13 protein-coding genes are annotated in these 18064 nt (G+C 49.4%); 4 read left to right on the top strand and 9 right to left on the bottom strand.

Annotated elements, in window-relative coordinates:
• Position 1: 1 nt before the first annotated feature.
• Positions 2 to 1015, top strand: a complete 1014-nt coding sequence (locus tag ACO0LG_RS13705; RefSeq protein ID WP_423027170.1) for a hypothetical protein — start codon at positions 2 to 4, stop codon at positions 1013 to 1015.
• Between the two features lie 24 nt (positions 1016 to 1039).
• On the opposite strand, the gene ACO0LG_RS13700 is transcribed toward ACO0LG_RS13705, so the two are convergent.
• The 5 genes from ACO0LG_RS13700 to ACO0LG_RS13680 form a co-directional block, all read right to left on the bottom strand.
• Complete coding sequence (locus ACO0LG_RS13700; protein WP_423027168.1) at positions 1040 to 2131, bottom strand: hypothetical protein; 1092 nt, start codon at positions 2129 to 2131, stop codon at positions 1040 to 1042.
• Between the two features lie 133 nt (positions 2132 to 2264).
• A complete protein-coding gene (locus ACO0LG_RS13695; RefSeq protein ID WP_423027166.1) occupies positions 2265 to 3350 on the bottom strand; it encodes a hypothetical protein in 1086 nt (361 codons plus the stop codon).
• Positions 3351 to 3552: 202 nt separating this feature from the next.
• A complete protein-coding gene (locus ACO0LG_RS13690; RefSeq protein WP_423027165.1) occupies positions 3553 to 4692 on the bottom strand; it encodes a hypothetical protein in 1140 nt (379 codons plus the stop codon).
• Positions 4693 to 4809: 117 nt separating this feature from the next.
• Complete coding sequence (locus ACO0LG_RS13685) at positions 4810 to 5640, bottom strand: sugar phosphate isomerase/epimerase family protein (RefSeq protein WP_423027163.1); 831 nt, start codon at positions 5638 to 5640, stop codon at positions 4810 to 4812.
• Positions 5641 to 5647: 7 nt separating this feature from the next.
• Positions 5648 to 6487 carry a phytanoyl-CoA dioxygenase family protein gene (locus ACO0LG_RS13680; protein WP_423027161.1) on the bottom strand — a complete coding sequence of 280 codons (840 nt, stop codon included), beginning with the start codon at positions 6485 to 6487 and terminating at the stop codon, positions 5648 to 5650.
• A gap of 152 nt (positions 6488 to 6639) precedes the next feature.
• Here ACO0LG_RS13680 and ACO0LG_RS13675 point away from each other — a divergent pair, with 152 nt between their 5' ends.
• Positions 6640 to 7569, top strand: a complete 930-nt coding sequence (locus ACO0LG_RS13675; protein WP_423027159.1) for a LysR family transcriptional regulator — start codon at positions 6640 to 6642, stop codon at positions 7567 to 7569.
• Positions 7570 to 7572: 3 nt separating this feature from the next.
• Here ACO0LG_RS13675 and ACO0LG_RS13670 read toward each other — a convergent pair whose 3' ends face one another.
• Positions 7573 to 9015 carry a PLP-dependent aminotransferase family protein gene (locus tag ACO0LG_RS13670; RefSeq protein WP_423027157.1) on the bottom strand — a complete coding sequence of 481 codons (1443 nt, stop codon included), beginning with the start codon at positions 9013 to 9015 and terminating at the stop codon, positions 7573 to 7575.
• 88 nt (positions 9016 to 9103) lie between these two features.
• On the opposite strand from ACO0LG_RS13670, the gene ACO0LG_RS13665 reads away from it, so the two are divergent.
• Positions 9104 to 10369, top strand: a complete 1266-nt coding sequence (locus ACO0LG_RS13665) for a benzoate/H(+) symporter BenE family transporter (protein WP_423027155.1) — start codon at positions 9104 to 9106, stop codon at positions 10367 to 10369.
• Positions 10370 to 10379: 10 nt separating this feature from the next.
• On the opposite strand, the gene ACO0LG_RS13660 is transcribed toward ACO0LG_RS13665, so the two are convergent.
• The 3 genes from ACO0LG_RS13660 to ACO0LG_RS13650 all read right to left on the bottom strand — a co-directional run bounded on the left by ACO0LG_RS13660 (position 10380) and on the right by ACO0LG_RS13650 (position 15269).
• A complete protein-coding gene (locus tag ACO0LG_RS13660; RefSeq protein ID WP_423027153.1) occupies positions 10380 to 12647 on the bottom strand; it encodes a CHASE2 domain-containing protein in 2268 nt (755 codons plus the stop codon).
• Between the two features lie 102 nt (positions 12648 to 12749).
• Positions 12750 to 14390: a GAF and HD-GYP domain-containing protein gene (locus tag ACO0LG_RS13655; RefSeq protein ID WP_423027151.1), complete on the bottom strand. Its 1641-nt coding sequence runs from the start codon at positions 14388 to 14390 to the stop codon at positions 12750 to 12752.
• A 114-nt stretch (positions 14391 to 14504) separates the two neighbouring features.
• Entirely contained in the window at positions 14505 to 15269 is a 765-nt protein-coding gene (locus ACO0LG_RS13650) for a 3',5'-cyclic-nucleotide phosphodiesterase (RefSeq protein ID WP_423027149.1), read from the bottom strand.
• Positions 15270 to 15634: 365 nt separating this feature from the next.
• Between ACO0LG_RS13650 and ACO0LG_RS13645 the strand changes: the two genes are divergently transcribed.
• Positions 15635 to 18007 carry a GspE/PulE family protein gene (locus ACO0LG_RS13645; RefSeq protein ID WP_423027147.1) on the top strand — a complete coding sequence of 791 codons (2373 nt, stop codon included), beginning with the start codon at positions 15635 to 15637 and terminating at the stop codon, positions 18005 to 18007.
• Positions 18008 to 18064: the final 57 nt, after the last annotated feature.

Below are 18064 nucleotides of genomic sequence, written 5' to 3'. Positions count from 1 at the left end.
ATTGATGCGCTCAATGGCGGGGGATGTAGATGGTGCGATTGCAGCATTCAACCAAATGCCTGTTGAAGACGTTCCAGCGACGAGTAGTGAATTCGACAGCATCAACAATGCTAAAGCTGAAGATGCCATTACCGCCATCGTCCGTGAAGCCAAAAAAACGCAGGTAGTCATTTTAAATGAAGCGCATCATGTGTCCATGCATAGGGCTTTTGCAATGAAACTGGCGCGGGAATTAAAGAAAGAAGGTTACACTTACCTGGCCTGTGAAGCCTTCAGTTTATATGACGACTTCCCTTTGCAAAAACAATATGTCAGCGAAAATACGGGCATGTTAACTAAAGAAACCACATACTCCAATTTCTTGCGTGATGCCATGCAAGATCAATGGAAGTTTGTCAGCTATGAGCCCGTCAATAGTCCGCGTGAATCAGGGATGGCGAAAAACCTGGTGCAAAAAATCTTCAGGCAAGACCCAAAGGCAAAAGTCTTTATCTATGCAGGCTATAGTCACGCCCATGAATTTCCTGTGGCAGAGACTGATGACGATAAATCCAAGATGGCGGCGCAATTAAAAAGGCTGACGGGTATCAATCCACTGACGATAGACCAGACCGCCATGTATGAGCATATTGATACAACACGGCAAAGCAAATTGTATAAAGCTGCCCTTACCAGGATGGCGCAGGAAAAGCCTTTTGTACTCAAATCTGGCGGTCAGCAATATCTGAAGCTGGGTATCAATAACAAGCTAGTCGATATGCAAGTCATCTACCCTGCATATTCCACCAGTCCCACAACTGGCAGAGCCAGTTGGCTGACTACACTGGCGGGTTTTACACCCAGGGATATTCCGAAAGAATTACTACCCACTACAGGACAACGCCTGATCTATGTCTTTCACAAGCAAGAACCGGCAGATGGCACGCCTGCCGATGTCGTGATAGTGCAAGCAGGTAAAACGCCGCCTAAATTGATGCTGCCACCGGGCGAGTTCCGGTTTGGTTTTGAAGATTAAATCATCTCAGGAAAGCAACCAGCATCAAGATTTCTTAAAGTGGCCGATTGCCTGATTCTGCTCGCTAAGGTCAAACTGATACAGACCAAACAGGCCTTTACGGACCTTCACAGTCAGGACTTCATCAATATTTTTGCTGCACCAGTACTTTCTGGCATGGTAAGGATATTCAACCACAGGAAGACTCTTGTCTTCAGGCAGCAAATTGAGGCAACTTGCATCGCGATGGTATCTTGCTTCCAGCAAAGGGCCGCCCACCAGTTGGTTAACACGAATGCCGCCTACATAGCTGGTAACGCCGAGCACCAGCCCACTCAGGATCGCCAGACCAACGACATTACTACGCGGAATGAATTCGCGTTTGCTTGCCTTGAACATTAAGCCTACCAGCACGACCGCAAAAGTCGCGCCAAAAGCAATATGTGGTAAAAAATAATGAAGGTGAAAGAAGGCATATTCTTCATGTTGCAGCATTGTATCGACGAAGCTGTAGGCGATTAAAATTGCAATCCCAAACAATAATTTTTTAGTTGCGGGATGTTTCGTCAAATCGAAATTTGCCTCTACAAGCTGAGTATTGGCCGGGTATTTATCCAGGATTTTTAATTCACGAAAAACTGCCAACAAGTCTGGCTCAGCATTCCCACTATTCAAATTACTGCCTGTATTTTGCAACTGCCAATCTTTAAGCCTGATATTCAGGAAACGTGCGCCAGATTGGGGGCGTAACTGGATAAGCTGAAAACGCTCAACATAAGTTGCATCTTTGAGTTCTGTCCAAGCTATATCTTTTTCAAGAAAACCAAGGATTGCCCATCTACTCTTTGGCGGAAGTTTTAAACGCACACCCACATCATCTATGTACAAACTGGCGGAGCGATAAAAGATTTTTGCCACATCATCAAAGGCGATCGCTGCTATAAGAGCAAGGACAAATGCCGGAGGAAATGACGCATCTGCCAGAATGCGAATGAGCATTTCCGGTTTTAGCAAATCCTCATACAACATCCAAAGAAAAAAAGCGATAAAAGGAAACAATAACAGTGTGCCAAATAACAAACGATTTACCCACGTATGTTTATCTTGCTTCTGGACGAATACATAACTAGCAGGCATGGTTGATATATTGTTCTATCGTTGAAGATTTACATTCGAACCAGCTGTTTCCGTCTATGATGGCACGGATACCTATCTCAACAGTATGCATTTCAAGAGCAGGCATATACTACAAGCCCGATGACAGCCAGCGTCAGGATTTTTGCTTGTAGTCGCGAATTGCCTTGGTCTGCTCTATGAGATCGAACTGGTATAAGCCAAACAAGCCTTTACGCACCCTGACAGTTTGAACTTCATCAATGTCCCTGCTGCACCAATAATCCTTGGTCATGTCGGTATATTCAACTACTGGAAGTCTTTTATCTTCTGGCAGTAATTTCAGACATGTTTCATCTCGATGGTATTGGGCTTCCAGCAAGGGGCCACCTGCAAGTTGATTGATGCGAACACCTCCAACATAACTGGCAACACCAAATGTTACCCCACCCATCATCGCCAGCGCAGCGACGATACCCGGGGGAATATAATCCCGCACCCTGGCCTTGAGTAACAAACCAGCCACAATCGCCGCAGCGGACATGGCTGCCAATTCATGTGGGCCAGGCTTGAAAAAAGCATAGCCTTCGTGTTGCAGTATGCTATCCAGGAAGCTGTATATCACCAGACCGCCCATTAGCATTAGCAATTTTCTTGTTGCAGGGTGCTTCATTAAATCAAAGGTGGCCGCATCAAAATTGTTATCTTTGGAAAATGATTCAAAGACTCCCAGTTCACGAAACAGCTTGATCAAATCAGGCTCAGCATTCCTGGTGTGAGGAGTGGTAACCGGTTTTTGTAACTGCCATTCTTTTACTCTGATACTCATGGGCTGCATTGTCGGTGTTGAGCGCAAATGAATCAGCCCGAAACTGGACAGATAGGTGACACTCTTCACGTCAGCCCAGAGAATTTCTCTTTCAAGGAATTTCATTATTGCCGAACCTTGACCAGGCAGCTGCTCCAGTCGTACGCCAGAACTATCCACAATTAATCTGGCGGTACGAAAAAACTTCTGTATCGCAAAATGGAAGACAAAACCTAAGGGAATAGCCATTAAAGGAATTAGTGATTGTGGAGCTATCTTCTTGTAATCTCCGAGCTTTACCAGATCCCAATATTTGAGCCAAAAAAGTCCAGCGAACAGGCTCATTGTAAGCGTGGATAGCAACAGCAACAATATCCAGGCATATTGATTTTTCTTCCAGGTGAACACATAAGTTTCGGGCACAGTTTTCATCATATCCAGGAGCCGGATTCGGCATGCAAAATTTGCGTCAGGCACGCATGATGTCACAGATAGATACTTGCTACAACTTCAAGTCATTCTAGATAACGTGAACGCAATAACTGCAGCATCGCCACATTCAACTGCCAGGCATCTGATACGACCTGATTTGTGTAAGGCAGGCTTTGCGTATAGTGTGAAGGTACAAAATGTAGAGTTAGTGTGATTTACTGTTGGCCGGAGGCACGTTAGTGGCGGAGGATTTTTTTTTAAAGTCGCCAATTTCCCTGTCCTGTTCGCTAAGATCAAATTGATAGTGACCAAACAGGCCTTTGCGAACTTTAACGGTCTGGACTTCATCAACCGCCCTGCTGCACCAATAGTCCTTGGTCTTATGGGTATATTCGACAACAGGCAAACTCTTATCTACAGGAATTAAATTTTCACAACTGCCATCTCTATGATATTCAGCAGAGATTAAAGGGCCGCCAGCAAACTGGTTAATCCGGATACCGGCAATATAGCTAGTGACAAGTAACGAAAAACTGGCAAGCACTACCAAAAACGCTGTAATCCCCTTGGGTGGCGGCTGTCGCTTATTAGCCGCTGAAGCCACCCAGGCCAGCACGATCGTGGCAAGAGCGGTAAAAATAACATGGGGAAGTAAATAGGCGAAATTAAAAAATGCCCAGCCTTCTTGCTGCATCGTGGAATCGAAAAAACAATAAACAAGGAGAGCACAAATTCCCAACAATATGCTTCTCGTTACCGGATGCTTCATTAAGTCGAACTGCCCTGGATCTTTAGATGCATCCTCGAAAATATCCAACTCACGGAAAACGCCGAGCAAATCTATCTCAGCAGGCTTTATTGCATATTGCGTGGGCTCAACGCTGGACAATTTCCAGTCTTTAAGCCTGATCGTCCAAAGAGTTGAATTTGTTTTCGAAAGAAGTACTACACCTCGAGAACTGAGCACATACCTTGCTTTTTTTACGTCATCCCACGCAAACCTCTTTTGAAGGAACTTCCATTTTGCAAATACGGAATCTGATGGCCACTCCATAAATACCCCCGTGCCATCAATAACAAGCTTCGACGAACGGTTAAGCCATTGAATTCCGCCTTGGGCAATAGCAAATAGCCCTAGAGGGAAGATCATGGGAAGAGTTTTTTGCCAGACCTTGCTTGATTCCAGAATTTTTTTCCAGTCTGCAGGTTGAAACCATTCCCAATAGCCCGCCCAGATGAAAACTGGCAACAACAGTAACACTGGAACAAGCAGCATCCACTTTTCCCGCTTTGACAAAGAGCTCATGCTGCGGACAAAAGTATATTTTTGTTGTTGCTCTAACATGCGCTAGCCCTAAATTAATGTGGACATAGTATAAATAAAAATTTGCATCCCTTACAACAAAACAATCAAAGGCAATCAAACCTCTCCTGTATGCGCGTCAGAGTAGGAGCGGGGCTTTCATTTCTCTGCATAGCGCTCGCGCAGCAATTTCATCATCGCCACATTCAACTCCCAGACATCGGACACGACCTGATTTGTGTAAGGCAGGCTTTGCGTATAAGGTGATGGCCCAAACTCTGTTGTCAATGTGATCTGCTGTTTGCCGGAAGCGCGTTGCAGGCTGATGATGGCGTCCCACCAGGACAGATGTTGTTGCAAGGCCGTTGCATGCTCGGGGGCACGGAAGTCATTGACTTGCGGCCCCTGGCTATGACCAACGCGGGCATGGATATGGCGCACATGCGGGAATACTTTTTCCAATATATGTGCCTGGTCTTCAAGCAGGGATTCGCAGGCACAACACCAGTGCGAGAGATCTGCATTCAATTGCAATTGTGGGCGCTGCTCAAGGTAGGGCATCAAGAGCATGGGATGGCCACTGAAGCGGCTGCGGTGGATTTCATGGACGATGGCGATACCGGTTTCGGCAGCTATCTCGTCAGCCAGGTCCAGCAATTCATTGTTTTGTGCCTGGCTGTAAAAATCCTTGCCAGTATGGGTATTCACGAACAGGGGTTTTGCTGCGCAGGCATTGCGCAGCAAGTCACACAGGGCTTGCTTGTGTGCGGCAAAGTCGCTGTGGAATACAGTTTCCCACTGCTGGGTGATGAGCTTGAGACTGGCATCGGCAATCGCATTGCTCCAGCCATCGCGCTCGGCATCGTCTATAGGCAATGACATTTCTATGCCATCAAAACCGGCTTCCAATACTTTGGCGATAAAAGCTGCACGACTCAGATGGGCGCTACCCCAGTGCGGGGCGAAGATCAATATTTCAGAATTCATCATGCGCTACTCAGACAAACCCACGGACAGGGAAACCGGCATCGCGCTGTATCCAGTTTTGTGGCGAATAATTGGTAGTTCCATCAGTCACATGCAGAGTATAAGCGTGGCGTGAAACTGCTGAACGATTCGGGGCGCTGTAATGTGGCAGCAGGCCATGGAAACACACCAGGCTGCCTGCCTTGACTTCCAGCGGGATGGCAGTGCTGTCATCAGGCCAGGGCATATTGTCGAGTTTTTCTACCCGCACTTGATCGCCTTCACGGACGAAGCGTTCACGCATGGGCGTGCGGTGCCCACCTGGTTCTGCCCACATGCAGCCGTTTTCGAGAGTCGCGTCTTCCAGTGCAAACCAGAAGGTGGTGACGCTGACTGGATCAGTGTCAAAATAAGTCGCATCCTGGTGCCAGCGCACTTCCCCGCCTATACCAGGTTGCTTGAAGATATACATCGACTGATAGATTTGTGGCTGTTGCAAGCCCAGTTGCCCGGCCACTTTCGCCAACGCAGTGCCGCGCGAAAACCCGCTAAAGACAGGATCAAGATCATGTATCGCATGGCCTATCTTGTTGATGGACAGGGACTTTGCCTGACGCAGATTGCCTTGCTCGTCAAAAGCTTCTTCTTCAAAAAAACAACTGATGTTGTTGGCCGAGTTCAGGAAGTAATGATCAACCTTCTTTTCCTGTTGCTTGGTTGTAAAGATGGTCTTGGATGAAGCCGGATCAAATTCATCAACGATTTTTGCTGCACGCTCACGCAAAGTGGCGATTTCATCGGCACTTTTGAAATTGGGGACGATGACATAACCATCTTGCTGGAATTGCTGGATTTGTTGTGCGTTGAGCATGTTGACTCCTGGCTGTGAATGCGGGGAAGCAAAAGACCTTCACTAGCTGCGAGGTCTTGGCTTGATATGCATCAAGTGTAACGAATTCTATTTGCCGCACACAATATCAACAATGGTTGACAGATTGTATCCAATCTATAGACAATGACTTCATGGACCAACTAAAAGCAATGGAAATCTTCGTCGAAGTGGCAAGGCAGCGCAGTTTTAGCGCGGCCGGACGCCATCTGGGCATCAGCCGTGCCATGGTCAGCAAGCACATCATGCAACTGGAAGCAGAGCTGGGTGCTCGGCTGCTGCACAGGTCTACCCGCGAAGTCAGCCTGACCGAGTTGGGGCAGGCTTATCTGGAGCCATGCAGCGCCAGTGTGGAACATGCAAGGCAGGCGCGGCTGGTGGTCAGCCAGGCGGGCAATGAGCTGGCTGGTGGCATACGCATACAGGCACCCAATAGCTTTGGTAGTGAATGGCTGGCCGATGCACTGGCCCGCTTTACCCTGCTCCACCCCATGCTGCAACCTACCTTGCATGTCGATGACAATCTGCTGGACCCGTTCAAGCATGCCTTTGACCTCAGCATACGGGTAGGCGGCATCCCTGACAGCCCCGGCTTGCACGCACGCAGACTGGCCCCCTGCCGTGGCCTGCTGTGCGCCAGTCCGGCTTATCTGGCAAAGCATGGCATGCCATTCCACCCGGCAGAATTGGGCCAGCACCGCTGCCTGCACTTCAGCCATCTTACCCAGGGCAATACCTGGCATTTTGAACGCGATGGCGAGACCCTGGCGATAGATATCACTCCCGGCTTTGCCTCAAACAATGGCAAAGTCTTGCACCAGGCTGCCCTGCGCGGGCTGGGTATAGTGTATGACACGACTTTTCTGGCATGGCGTGATTTAATCGAAGGCCGGCTGGTCACCGTCTTACCTGACTGGAACTTGCCTTTGAATGACTTTACCGCGCTTTACCCGGCTACCCGCAAGGTCAGCCCCAAGGTGCGGGCACTTATTGATTTTCTGGTGGAAGAGTATCAGCCTGTGCCGGAGTGGGATCAGGCATTGATTGAAGCAAAACTATGCTGAACATCATGCAGTGAACTCTTGTAACAATTTCCCCAAAGTCTTGATGCCCTGCTCCATCTCCCGCCCCCATGGTCGGCCTATATTCATGCGCAGATAGTTTGCATATTTACCAGAACCAGAAAACAGGCTGCCGGGCGTAAAAGCAATGCCTTTGGCGACTGCCTTGCGTAGCAAAGCCAGACTATCTATATCGTCAGGTAATTCCAGCCATAACCACCAGCCACCTGCAGGGCTAATGACCTGAGTACCCAAAGGAAAATAACGTGTGATGGCAGCAGTCGCCAGCGGAATATTTGCAGCCAGACGCTCACGCAATTTGCGCAAGTGAGAAGGCAAGGCACCTGACTGAATAAATTCGGCCAATACCGCCTGTTCAAACAAGGGTGTGATTAAAGATGCGCTAAGTTTCAGCGAATTGATTCGGGCCTGATAACGCCCACCTGCTATCCAGCCTATGCGAAATGCCGGGGCCAGGCTTTTGCTGCAAGAGCCGCAATAGATGACCCTGCCCTGCTTGTCCCAGGCCTTGATGGCTTGTGGCCTTTCTTGCTGATGCGAAAGATCACCGAAGACATCATCTTCTATCAATGCCAGGTCGTATTGTTCAACCAGACGCAGCAGGCGCTTCTTGCTTTTGTCCGTCATGCCACAACCGAGGGGATTTTGGAAATTCGGCATGGCAACGATGGCACGTACGGTGCTCTGATGTTCCAGCGCATATTCCAGCGCTTCCAGGCTGATGCCCTGGCCTGGCACGCAAGGAATTTCTATGGCTTTGATGCCCAGGTTTTCCAGCATTTGCAGCAAGCCAAAATACACTGGGGATTCAACGATCACGGCATCACCCGGCTGGGCGACAGCACGCAAGGCCACGCTCAAGGCTTCGGTGCTGCCATTGGTGATGAGTACATCATTTGCCTGCAAATCCATGCCTGCATTTTTTAACCAATGTATGAGGCTGGTTTTCAGTGCTGGCAAACCCGTACCGCCGGGATAAACACCTATTAACATGGGGTCTCGCCGCAGCAGGCGTTGCGCAATTTTGGCAAGGGCTTCACAGGGATACCATTCAGGCGCTGCGCTGGCAAGATGCAGGCCCAGATGCAGGGGTTGCGCTGTCAAAGAATACAGCTCCGTCATTCTGTGCTGCAGGGACATGAGCTTGTCGTATTCAACTGCTGGTGTGGCCTGGCTGGTTTTTTTCTGCGTCACTGTATTTATCGCTTGTTTGGCTTTCCAGTCAGCGACATACATGCCCGACTTATTGCGGACTTCGACCAAGCCCTGGCTTTCAAGATAACGGTAGCAGCGTATCGCAGTAGAAACGCTAACTTGCCGTGTCTCGGCAATCAGGCGCACCGATGGCAAGCGCTCGCCTACCTCATAGCGGCTTGCCCGGATATCGGTACTGATGGCCTCTGCCAGTTGCCTGTAACTGTACTGCATAACAGATACCTTGAATAAGAATCTGTATAGCATAAGTCAAACAGATACTGTAAGTAAATGCTGACCTGCATTGGACTAGACTGCTCGCATGAATACACCACACTCTACACCTCTCCTTGCTCCGGTAAATACCATTAAGCCGGGTTTTGCGGCTACGGCGGCAGATTTTTTTCCTGCGGTACTGGCGGGCCTGATTGCTGTACTAATCTCGTACGCTGGCCCCATGCTGCTGATCTTGCAGGCAGCACAAAGCGCAAAACTGACGACAGCGCAAACCAGTTCGTGGATATGGGCTATCTCCATAGGCTCTGGTCTGGTCGGTGTCTGGATGAGCTGGCGTCACAAGATACCGGTGATTTGTGCCTGGAATACGCCAGGTGCAGCCTTGCTGGTGACGGGTCTCGCGACAGTGCCTTATCATCAGGCCATAGGTGCCTACCTGGTTGCGGCAGCAGCGATATGGCTGATAGGCATAACCGGCATCTTTGAAAAACTCATGGCAAAAATACCCAAGAGCCTGTGTGCTGCCATGCTGGCGGGCATACTGTTTCGTTTTGGTGTCGATGTGTTTGCCAATGCCAGCAGCGACGTTGCCGGCGCACCCTGGCTGGTGACTGCCATGTTCGTGGCTTACCTGATCTTCAAGCGCCGCAGCGCACGCTATGCCATTGTGCTGACCTTGCTCTGTGGCGTCTTGCTATGGAGTGTTCTGGGCTGGGGTGACAGCAACCAGGGTCAGTCCATTGCCGTGCAACTTGGTTTGACCATGCCTGCCTGGACCGCGCCTGAATTTTCTTTGAGCGCCATCATCAGCCTGGGCTTGCCGCTGGCGCTGCTCTGCCTGACTGGTCAGCAAGTGCCTGGCGTAGCTGTCATGCGTGCTGCTGGTTATGACCAGGCCCCCACCAGCAAACTGGTGAGTGCTACCGGTTTTGTCAGCATCTTGCTGGCGCCATTTGGCTCACATGGCGTGAACCTGGCGGCGATCACTGCCGCGATTTGCACCGGGCCAGAAGCACACCAGCAGCCAGAAAAACGCTGGGTTGCGGGCATAGCCTGCGGAGGTTTCTATTTATTGATAGGCAGTTTTGCTGGTTCACTGACTGCCCTGTTCCTGCATTTGCCGCATGCACTGGTCACCACGGTGGCTGGTCTGGCACTGCTGGGTGCGATACAAAACGGCCTGGTGAATGCCATGCAGGAAGCAAGCGAGCGTGAAGCTGCCCTGATCACCTTTATTGTCACGGCATCCAATATAAGTTTGCTGGGCCTGGGTTCTGCCTGCTGGGGCATAGTTCTTGGTGTTATCAGCTATTACCTGCTGCGGGTAAAATCAAAAGTAACATCCAAATAAGGTACTGAACTCATTCACCGAACTTGCTGACAAAGGTGGCAACGCCATCCCAGTCGGCAGACAGCGGGTTTTGTCGGTAGTGAATAATACGTTCCAGGAAGACCTGGCAAGCCAGGTCTTCTTTACGGATTTCCAGATAAGCCAAAAAGGATTTTTCTGCCAAGTCCCATTGCTGCGTGCGGAAGTCATCAAGTGCCTGATGCCAGAGTTCCAGCAAGGCAGATTGTGCATCATCAAGAGCAGTGACCAAGGCAATTGGTTCAAAAATCGAGATAGGCCTGGTTTTGCCCTTGACCCTGACTCTGTCCAGTTCTCTGTAAGCGTACTCTGGCGTAGCAGCTTTTGTCGCTTCGCCAACCACAATGCCTACGCCATATACTTTGGTAATCCCCTCCAGGCGCGAAGACAGGTTGACCGCATCGCCCATGACAGTATAAGCCAGCCTGATCTGGGAACCCATATCGCCGACGCGTACTTCACCGGTATTCAAGCCAACTCCGATCTTGAGTGCAGGCCAACCACGCTTGACAAAGTCCACACTCAAGCCTTGCGCGATGGATTGCATTTTCAGCGCACTGGCAACGGCCAGTCTTGCATGGTCTTCCAGACGCACTGGCGCGCCCCAAAAGGCCATGACACAATCGCCTATGTATTTATCGAGCGTGCCGCGATTGCCGCGTATTTCTTCTGACATCGCGGTCAGGTAGATGTTGATGTATTCCCGCAAATCTGCTGCACTCAGGGTTTCGGAAATGGTCGTGAAACCACGCACATCTGAAAACATCACGGTCAACTCCCGGATTTCACCTGCCATGGTGTAACTGTCGGGTTCTTCTGCCATGACAGCAACCAGTTCCGGTGCCACATATTCACCGAAACGCCTTACCACGCCGCGCAATTTTCTGGATTCAACCAGATAGCCCCAGGTGATGTTGAACACGAACAGGGTAACGATCAATAACAGTACTGTTGCCAGCGGCTGGACCAGGTTGAATGACTGATACATCCAGTAGTTGAAGGCAATCACGAGTACCAGCATTACCGTGGTACACAACACGGCTGCCAGCGCCTTGAAACGCGATAAGGCAAAGCTGAGCAATAAACCGATCAGGCAAACCTGTATGACTTCAAAACCGCGCGTGCTGTCAGAGCGCTGCTTGACATCACCATCCAGTATCGAGGCAATGACATTCGCATGCATTTCCACACCGGGATAATCCAGGCCCAAAGGGGCAGTACGCAAATCCTTGAGCCCCGCTGCCGTCGTACCTATCAAGATGATTTTCTCTTTGAGCTTATCAACAGCCAGGCGCTTTTTGAGCACATCCGCGGCAGAGACATAGGCAAAGCCACCGCCATTTGGCCCCCCCTTGCTTTTATAGTGGATCAGGGCAGTGAGCAGTGGCTCCACGGGTATGCGTTTGTTGGGCGTGGAGTTGAGTTTGATCGCTTCTATCGAACCATAATTATTCAAAAAACTTTGAGAATTGATGCCATCAGCTTGCAGAAACACTGGTTTGACTTTGCTGGCATTCAGGGCAATACGTGCCGTTGCCAGTGACAGTGCTTCATAGTAACCAGCACCATGTTTTGCCAGCAAGGGAATTCCCCGTATCACCCCATCAGCATCTGGCGAGGGATTGAAGAATCCACCGGCAATTGCTGCCTTTTGCAGCTCGGGCAAATTGGCTGTGTACTTGGTGTAGATGGCAGACTCAAAACTGCGTTCTCCCAGATCGGCATCGACAAAGGCGGGCGTTGGCAGCAAGCCTTTCGAATTGTCATTGGGCGTATTTGAAAACACATAACCCAAGACTACAGGGCGCCCCGTTAAAGTCCTGGCCAGTTTGTCGTCAAAATCGAGTTCTTTTCTTAGCGCTGGCATTTGCGCCATAAAGCCCGGATTTTCCTTTAACTCTTTTTGTGCCAGACCTTCGAGCACCTGTATGCCCGTACTGCGGTCCGGCTCTGAAAACACGATATCGAGCCCCACTGCCCTGACATGATAATCGTCGGTCAGCCTTTCTATCAGATCGGCGACAACTCCCCTGTTCCAAGGCCATTGCCCTACCTCTTGCAGGCTCTTTTCGTCGATATTGACGATGACAATGTCCGGGTTGAAGGTGGTCGGCTCCCATCGCATGCGCAGGTCATAGATAAAGTAATCAACTTTTTCTATGAGGGTAGTCGGCAAATGACCATTTGCCTGCAAGGCAGCCATGACGATCAGCAGCACGCAGATGCTCCAGCGTGTCAGTTTGTTGATGTGCCTCTGCAAGCTTTCCTCCACAAACTCAGTTTCAGGTAGTGCTTATGCCGGAAAATTTTCCTGTCACCCGATGTCTTTCAACATGGGCCACAGGAAGTCTGGATATGACACTCAAATGCGGTAACCAGGTACCTTGCTCAAATCAACATCATCAATCTGCGACTTGTCCATGAATCGCTCAGCATAGGTCAGATAAACTTTTTTCTTGACGAAGATATTGAACAAGTCAGGATCGATATGACCATTCAGCGCAAAGCTGCCGAGGATGTGCAATGACTCCGTCAGGGTCTTGCCATCTTTGTAGGGACGGTCTTTGGCTGTCAGCGCTTCAAAAATGTCCGCTATAGCCATGATCTTAGCCTGCACCGACATTTGCTCGCCGCGCAAGCCGCGTGGATAACCCTTACCATCCATGCGCTCATGGTGACCACCGGCATATTCAGGCACATTCTGCAAGTGCTTGGGCCAGGGCAAGGCCTCCAGCATCTTGATGGTGGTGGTAATGTGGTTGTTGATAATAGCGCGCTCTTGCGCATTCAGAGTACCGGCGCGGACAGACAGGTTTTCAACTTCATCCACATTCAGGAAAGGCTGAGCTACGCCGTTGGCATCGGCAAATTGCCATGCTGCGATATCGGTCACGCGTTGCAAGTCTTCGGGGCTGGTTCTCTCTGAGCCTATATTCAATTTGCGTAAAAAATTCCTGGCGTCGTCTATTTTAGCCAGTTCAGCCTGCAAGCCCTGCTCGAGCTCGATGATAAGGTTTTCATTATTGACATTGGCCTGGTACAAGGCACATTTACTTTTCAACACCTTGATTTCTGCATCGCGCTTCAAGACTTCAAAGCGGGTGTCCAGCAATTGTATGCGGTCAAAAATGGTTTCCAGTTTGGTGGATTTTTCTACTACATGCACAGGAGTTGAAATCTTGCCGCAGTCATGCAGGATACCAGCCATCCACAATTCCTTGCGGTCTTTATCCGTCATGGAAAAATGTGCCAGAGGCCCTTCGCGCGTTTCATGCACGGCATTGGCCAGCAACATGGTCAACTCGGGTACATGCTGGCAATGCCTGCCTGTGTGGGGAGATTTTTCATCAATACCGATATTGATAAGGTGTACCAGCGAGACAAACAGATTTTCCAGTTGCGAGATCAATTGCTGATTGGTCAGCGCTATGGCCGCCTGAGATGCCAGGGCTTCAATAAAACGTTGGTCGGTCTCGGTAAATGGGCAAGGCTCGCGTGTTTCGGGATTGGTGGCATTGATGAGTTGCAGCACACCGATCAATTCACCTTCATGATCATGCATGGGCACAGTCAGCAGTGATTTGGTCTTGTAGTTGAACTGCTGGTCAAAGTTGCGGGTGCCAGAAAAATTGAAAACACCAACAGTATAAACGTCTTGAATATTGACCGATAGTTTGTAGTTGGCAGCATAGGCGGCCACGGCATTCAGGTTCCTGCTGCCATTTGCATCAATCAGGGGGATATCAGGTATATCTACCGTATGCCCTTTTACACCACCCTGATACATATTCAGGGTGTCATTGAGGGAAATATTGAAGCACAGGCTTTGCTTGTCTTTACTGGTACGGTATAAGGTACCGCCGTCGGCATAGGTAATACTCTTGGCCGAGCGCAGTATGTTTTCCAGCAATAATGGCGTGTCGTGATTATTGCTCAGCTCCAGGCTTAACTCCGTCAGTTTTTCCAGCCGTTGTGCAATTTCGCTACTGCTCAGTGCAGTCATAATCACGTTCTCCAGATCGTCTAGCATTTTTTCCAAACTGTCATCGCTGATACTGCTACTTCATTATGTCCACTGTAAACAGTGCGCGCCTGTATCTCATTTTTCAATTTCATATCAAAAACTGAATTGCTCACCCATTTTCAAGGCTTTAAAATTCCTGTCCTTATTTTGCCCTAGTTCTGCCATGATTTGTGCTTCTTGCCCCGGTTTCAGGTGATAGATATGGAAGTCGATTTCTGTAGAAACATCGGCGATATCATTGATGAGTGCGGCAGGGCAAAAATGTTTTGAAACCAGCGCCAGTTCCACTTCTGCATTCGGGAAAGAACAGTCAACGATCACCATGTTCAGCGCCTTTTGTCCCATCAGGTTTTCCCACAAGGCTGGCGTACTTGCCATATCACCGGTAAACAAAAAACCTTTACTCTCAGAGCGCACCCAATAAGCCACCGACCCCGGAACGTGATCGACCACATGCGAAGTAATCAGTCTGTTCCCGAGCGTCAGCGTGCTGCCAGGCAGCATTTCCTGATATTGCATGGATGGTTGGTCTGTATCTGGCAAAGTACTGAAATCTGGCCAGATGATCCAGTTGAATATATGGGTTTTCAGGGCGTGCAAGACTTCTGCCGTCGCATGTACCGTGACTGGCTTGTCTCTTTTACCAAATACAGCATCCATTAACCAGGTCAGGCCAGCCACATGATCGAGATGACTATGGCTGATAAACACATGGTCTATCGCCACCAACTGCTCTACACTGAGCCGTGACAGGCCTGTGCCGGCATCCAGCAAGATATCATCGTCAATTAATAAGCTGGTTGTGTAGGGCTCACTGCCACCGATGCCACCTGCACAGCCAAGAATTTGTAAGTTCATAAATACAAAATAGTGTGCCTCTGTCTATCCGGGGCTTTGTTATCTCAAGGTCAACGCGATATCCATTCCGACCTCTGAGCAAGCTTAACACTTTCTTAGAAGACAAGAATATCTTCTGCATCATTCCTTTCCTGAAGATAGGCTAATTTGTCGCTTTGCGCTATAAAGAGTTGACTTTGTGGTCAGACATTCGACTTCCGTGATACATTTTTGTAAAAATTGACTTAAGAGAATAATAATTTGCAGTATCTTGCAATGACCAAGCTATTAAAGCTGATAATTAAACGATGGGTTTACGCTAAGGTTATAAGCTAAGCTAATAAGCTGCGGAATCAGGCTGCAAGTCATGTAACAAAGGAAAACGAATGGTGGTAACTGCTCAAGCCGCAAATGCTCCCCAGGATGGTCTGGATCACAGGCTACAATTCTTTAAACGCCTGCAAACCCTGACCAACAAGATACACGGAGCAGATGCTTTGGACCAGATCATGCTGGATGTCTCACCTGACATTTGCAATCTGTTTGAATGTGACCGCCTGACCATTTACGTCGTAGCACAGGACAAGGTCACGCTAATTTCCAAGATCAAGACTGGGCTGAATTCTTTCAAGGACTTGCGCCTCTCCATTTCTGACCAGAGTATCGCGGGTCACGTTGCCCTGACCAAGACCATGATCAGTTTGCGCGACGTGTATGATGAAAATGAATTGCGCTCGCACTCCCCTACACTGAAGTTCCAGAGCGCGGTCGATCAACGCACTGGTTACCGTACCAAGCAAATGCTGGTGGCTCCCATCGTCGAAGCACAAAGCCACGAATTACTGGGCGTGGTGCAATTCATTAATCACAAACTGGGCGATGCGTTCAATGCCATTGCCGCCGAGGGTGTGCAGGCCTTGTGTGAAACCCTGGCCGTGGCCTTTACGCAAAAAAGCAAGGTACTGCCAACCAATACGCCGCGCACCAAGTTTGATTTCCTGGTATCGGAAGCGATCTTGTCAGCGCAAGAGATGGAACTTGCTGTCAGGGCAGCGAGGCGCAGCCTGCTGGACCTGGAAGAGGTATTGGCTGAAGACTTTAAAATCCCTATAGCCAGCCTCGGGCAGGCATTATCCAAATATTTCCGCGTAGCTTATGAACCTTACAAGGCTGAGCGTATCATCCCTGTCGATCTGGTCAAAAAACTCAAGCGCCAGTATGTGGAACAGAATTCCTGGCTGCCCATCATGGAAGACCAGACCGGCCTGACAGTGCTGGCGATAGATCCCGAACATACCAATACCACCCATGTCGTCAACCATGTATTTGCGACTTCGAAGATCAATTACCGGGTCACCACCAGAAAAGAATTCCTGCAAACCATAGACCAGTTCTTTGGTAGCGTATCTGATGGCAGCTCAGTCGATGAACTGCTGTCCGGCCTTGACGATGATGATGAAGAAAACGGTGGGCAGGCTGCGGTTGAAGTATCTGCCGCGGTGGAGAACGAACTCGTCAAACTGATTAACAAGATCATCATTGACGCCTATCAGCAAGGCGCTTCAGACATTCATATCGAACCGCGGCCAGGCAAGGAAAAAACCCTGATACGCTTTCGCAAGGATGGTTCGCTATCGCCATATATAGAAATACCAGCCAGCTACCGCAGCGCCCTGCTGGCACGTATCAAGATCATGTGTGACCTGGATATCTCGGAACGCCGCAAGCCGCAAGATGGCAAGATCAAGTTCAAGAAATATGGCCCTTATGACATAGAGCTGCGGGTGGCTACCATCCCATCTTCTGGCGGCATGGAAGATGTGGTCATGCGCATTCTGGCTGCTGGTGAGCCTATTCCTATTGATAAGCTGGGCGTATTGCCGTACAACCTTGAACGCCTGAAGAATGTCGTCAGCAAACCCTATGGCCTGTTCTTTGTCTGTGGCCCTACGGGTTCAGGCAAGACGACCACCCTGCATTCAGTGTTGAGCCACCTGAATACACCAGAAACCAAGATCTGGACCGCCGAAGACCCGGTAGAAATCACCCAGAAAGGCTTGCGCCAGGTTCAGGTCAACCGCAAGGCTGGCATGGACTTTGCCACTGTCATGCGCGCTTTTTTGCGGGCTGATCCTGACATCATCATGGTCGGCGAAATGCGCGACAAGGAAACTGTTTCCATTGGCCTGGAGGCTTCTCTGACGGGCCATCTGGTATTCGCCACCTTGCACACCAATAGCGCACCGGAATCCATCGTCCGCTTGCTGGACATGGGCATGGATCCCTTCAATTTTGCGGATGCCTTGCTAGGCATATTAGCGCAACGCCTGACCAAGCGTTTGTGTGGCAAGTGCAAGGAAATTTATCATCCTGGTAAAGAAGAGATGATGGAGTTACTGGATGAGTATTGCCAGGAATTGCTGAATACCGGGAACTTTGTCAAAAATCCCATAGAAGCCAAGAAAAAAGTATTCACCACATGGCAAAGCCAATATGCCGACAAGGCCGGTAAATTCACTTTATACAAGGCTGTGGGATGTGAGCATTGCTCAAAAGGTTATAAAGGCAGGCTAGGTTTGCATGAACTGATGGTAGCAAATGACATGGTAAAAAAACTCATCCAAGACCATGCCCGTGTCTCTGAATTACTGACTGCCGCACTGGCGGATGGCATGCTGACCCTGAAAATGGATGGTATAGAAAAAGTTCTTTCCGGATTAACGGATATGAAGCAGGTCAGAATAGTTTGCATAAAATAGTTTTTTGCAAAATCAGATAAAATCCTGTCTATCTTCTGTACTGCTCTGAGTACGCAT

The organism is Undibacterium sp. Ji42W (genome assembly GCF_049340405.1).
Taxonomy (GTDB): domain Bacteria; phylum Pseudomonadota; class Gammaproteobacteria; order Burkholderiales; family Burkholderiaceae_D; genus Undibacterium.
This window is presented reverse-complemented; position numbering and strand designations above follow the sequence as displayed.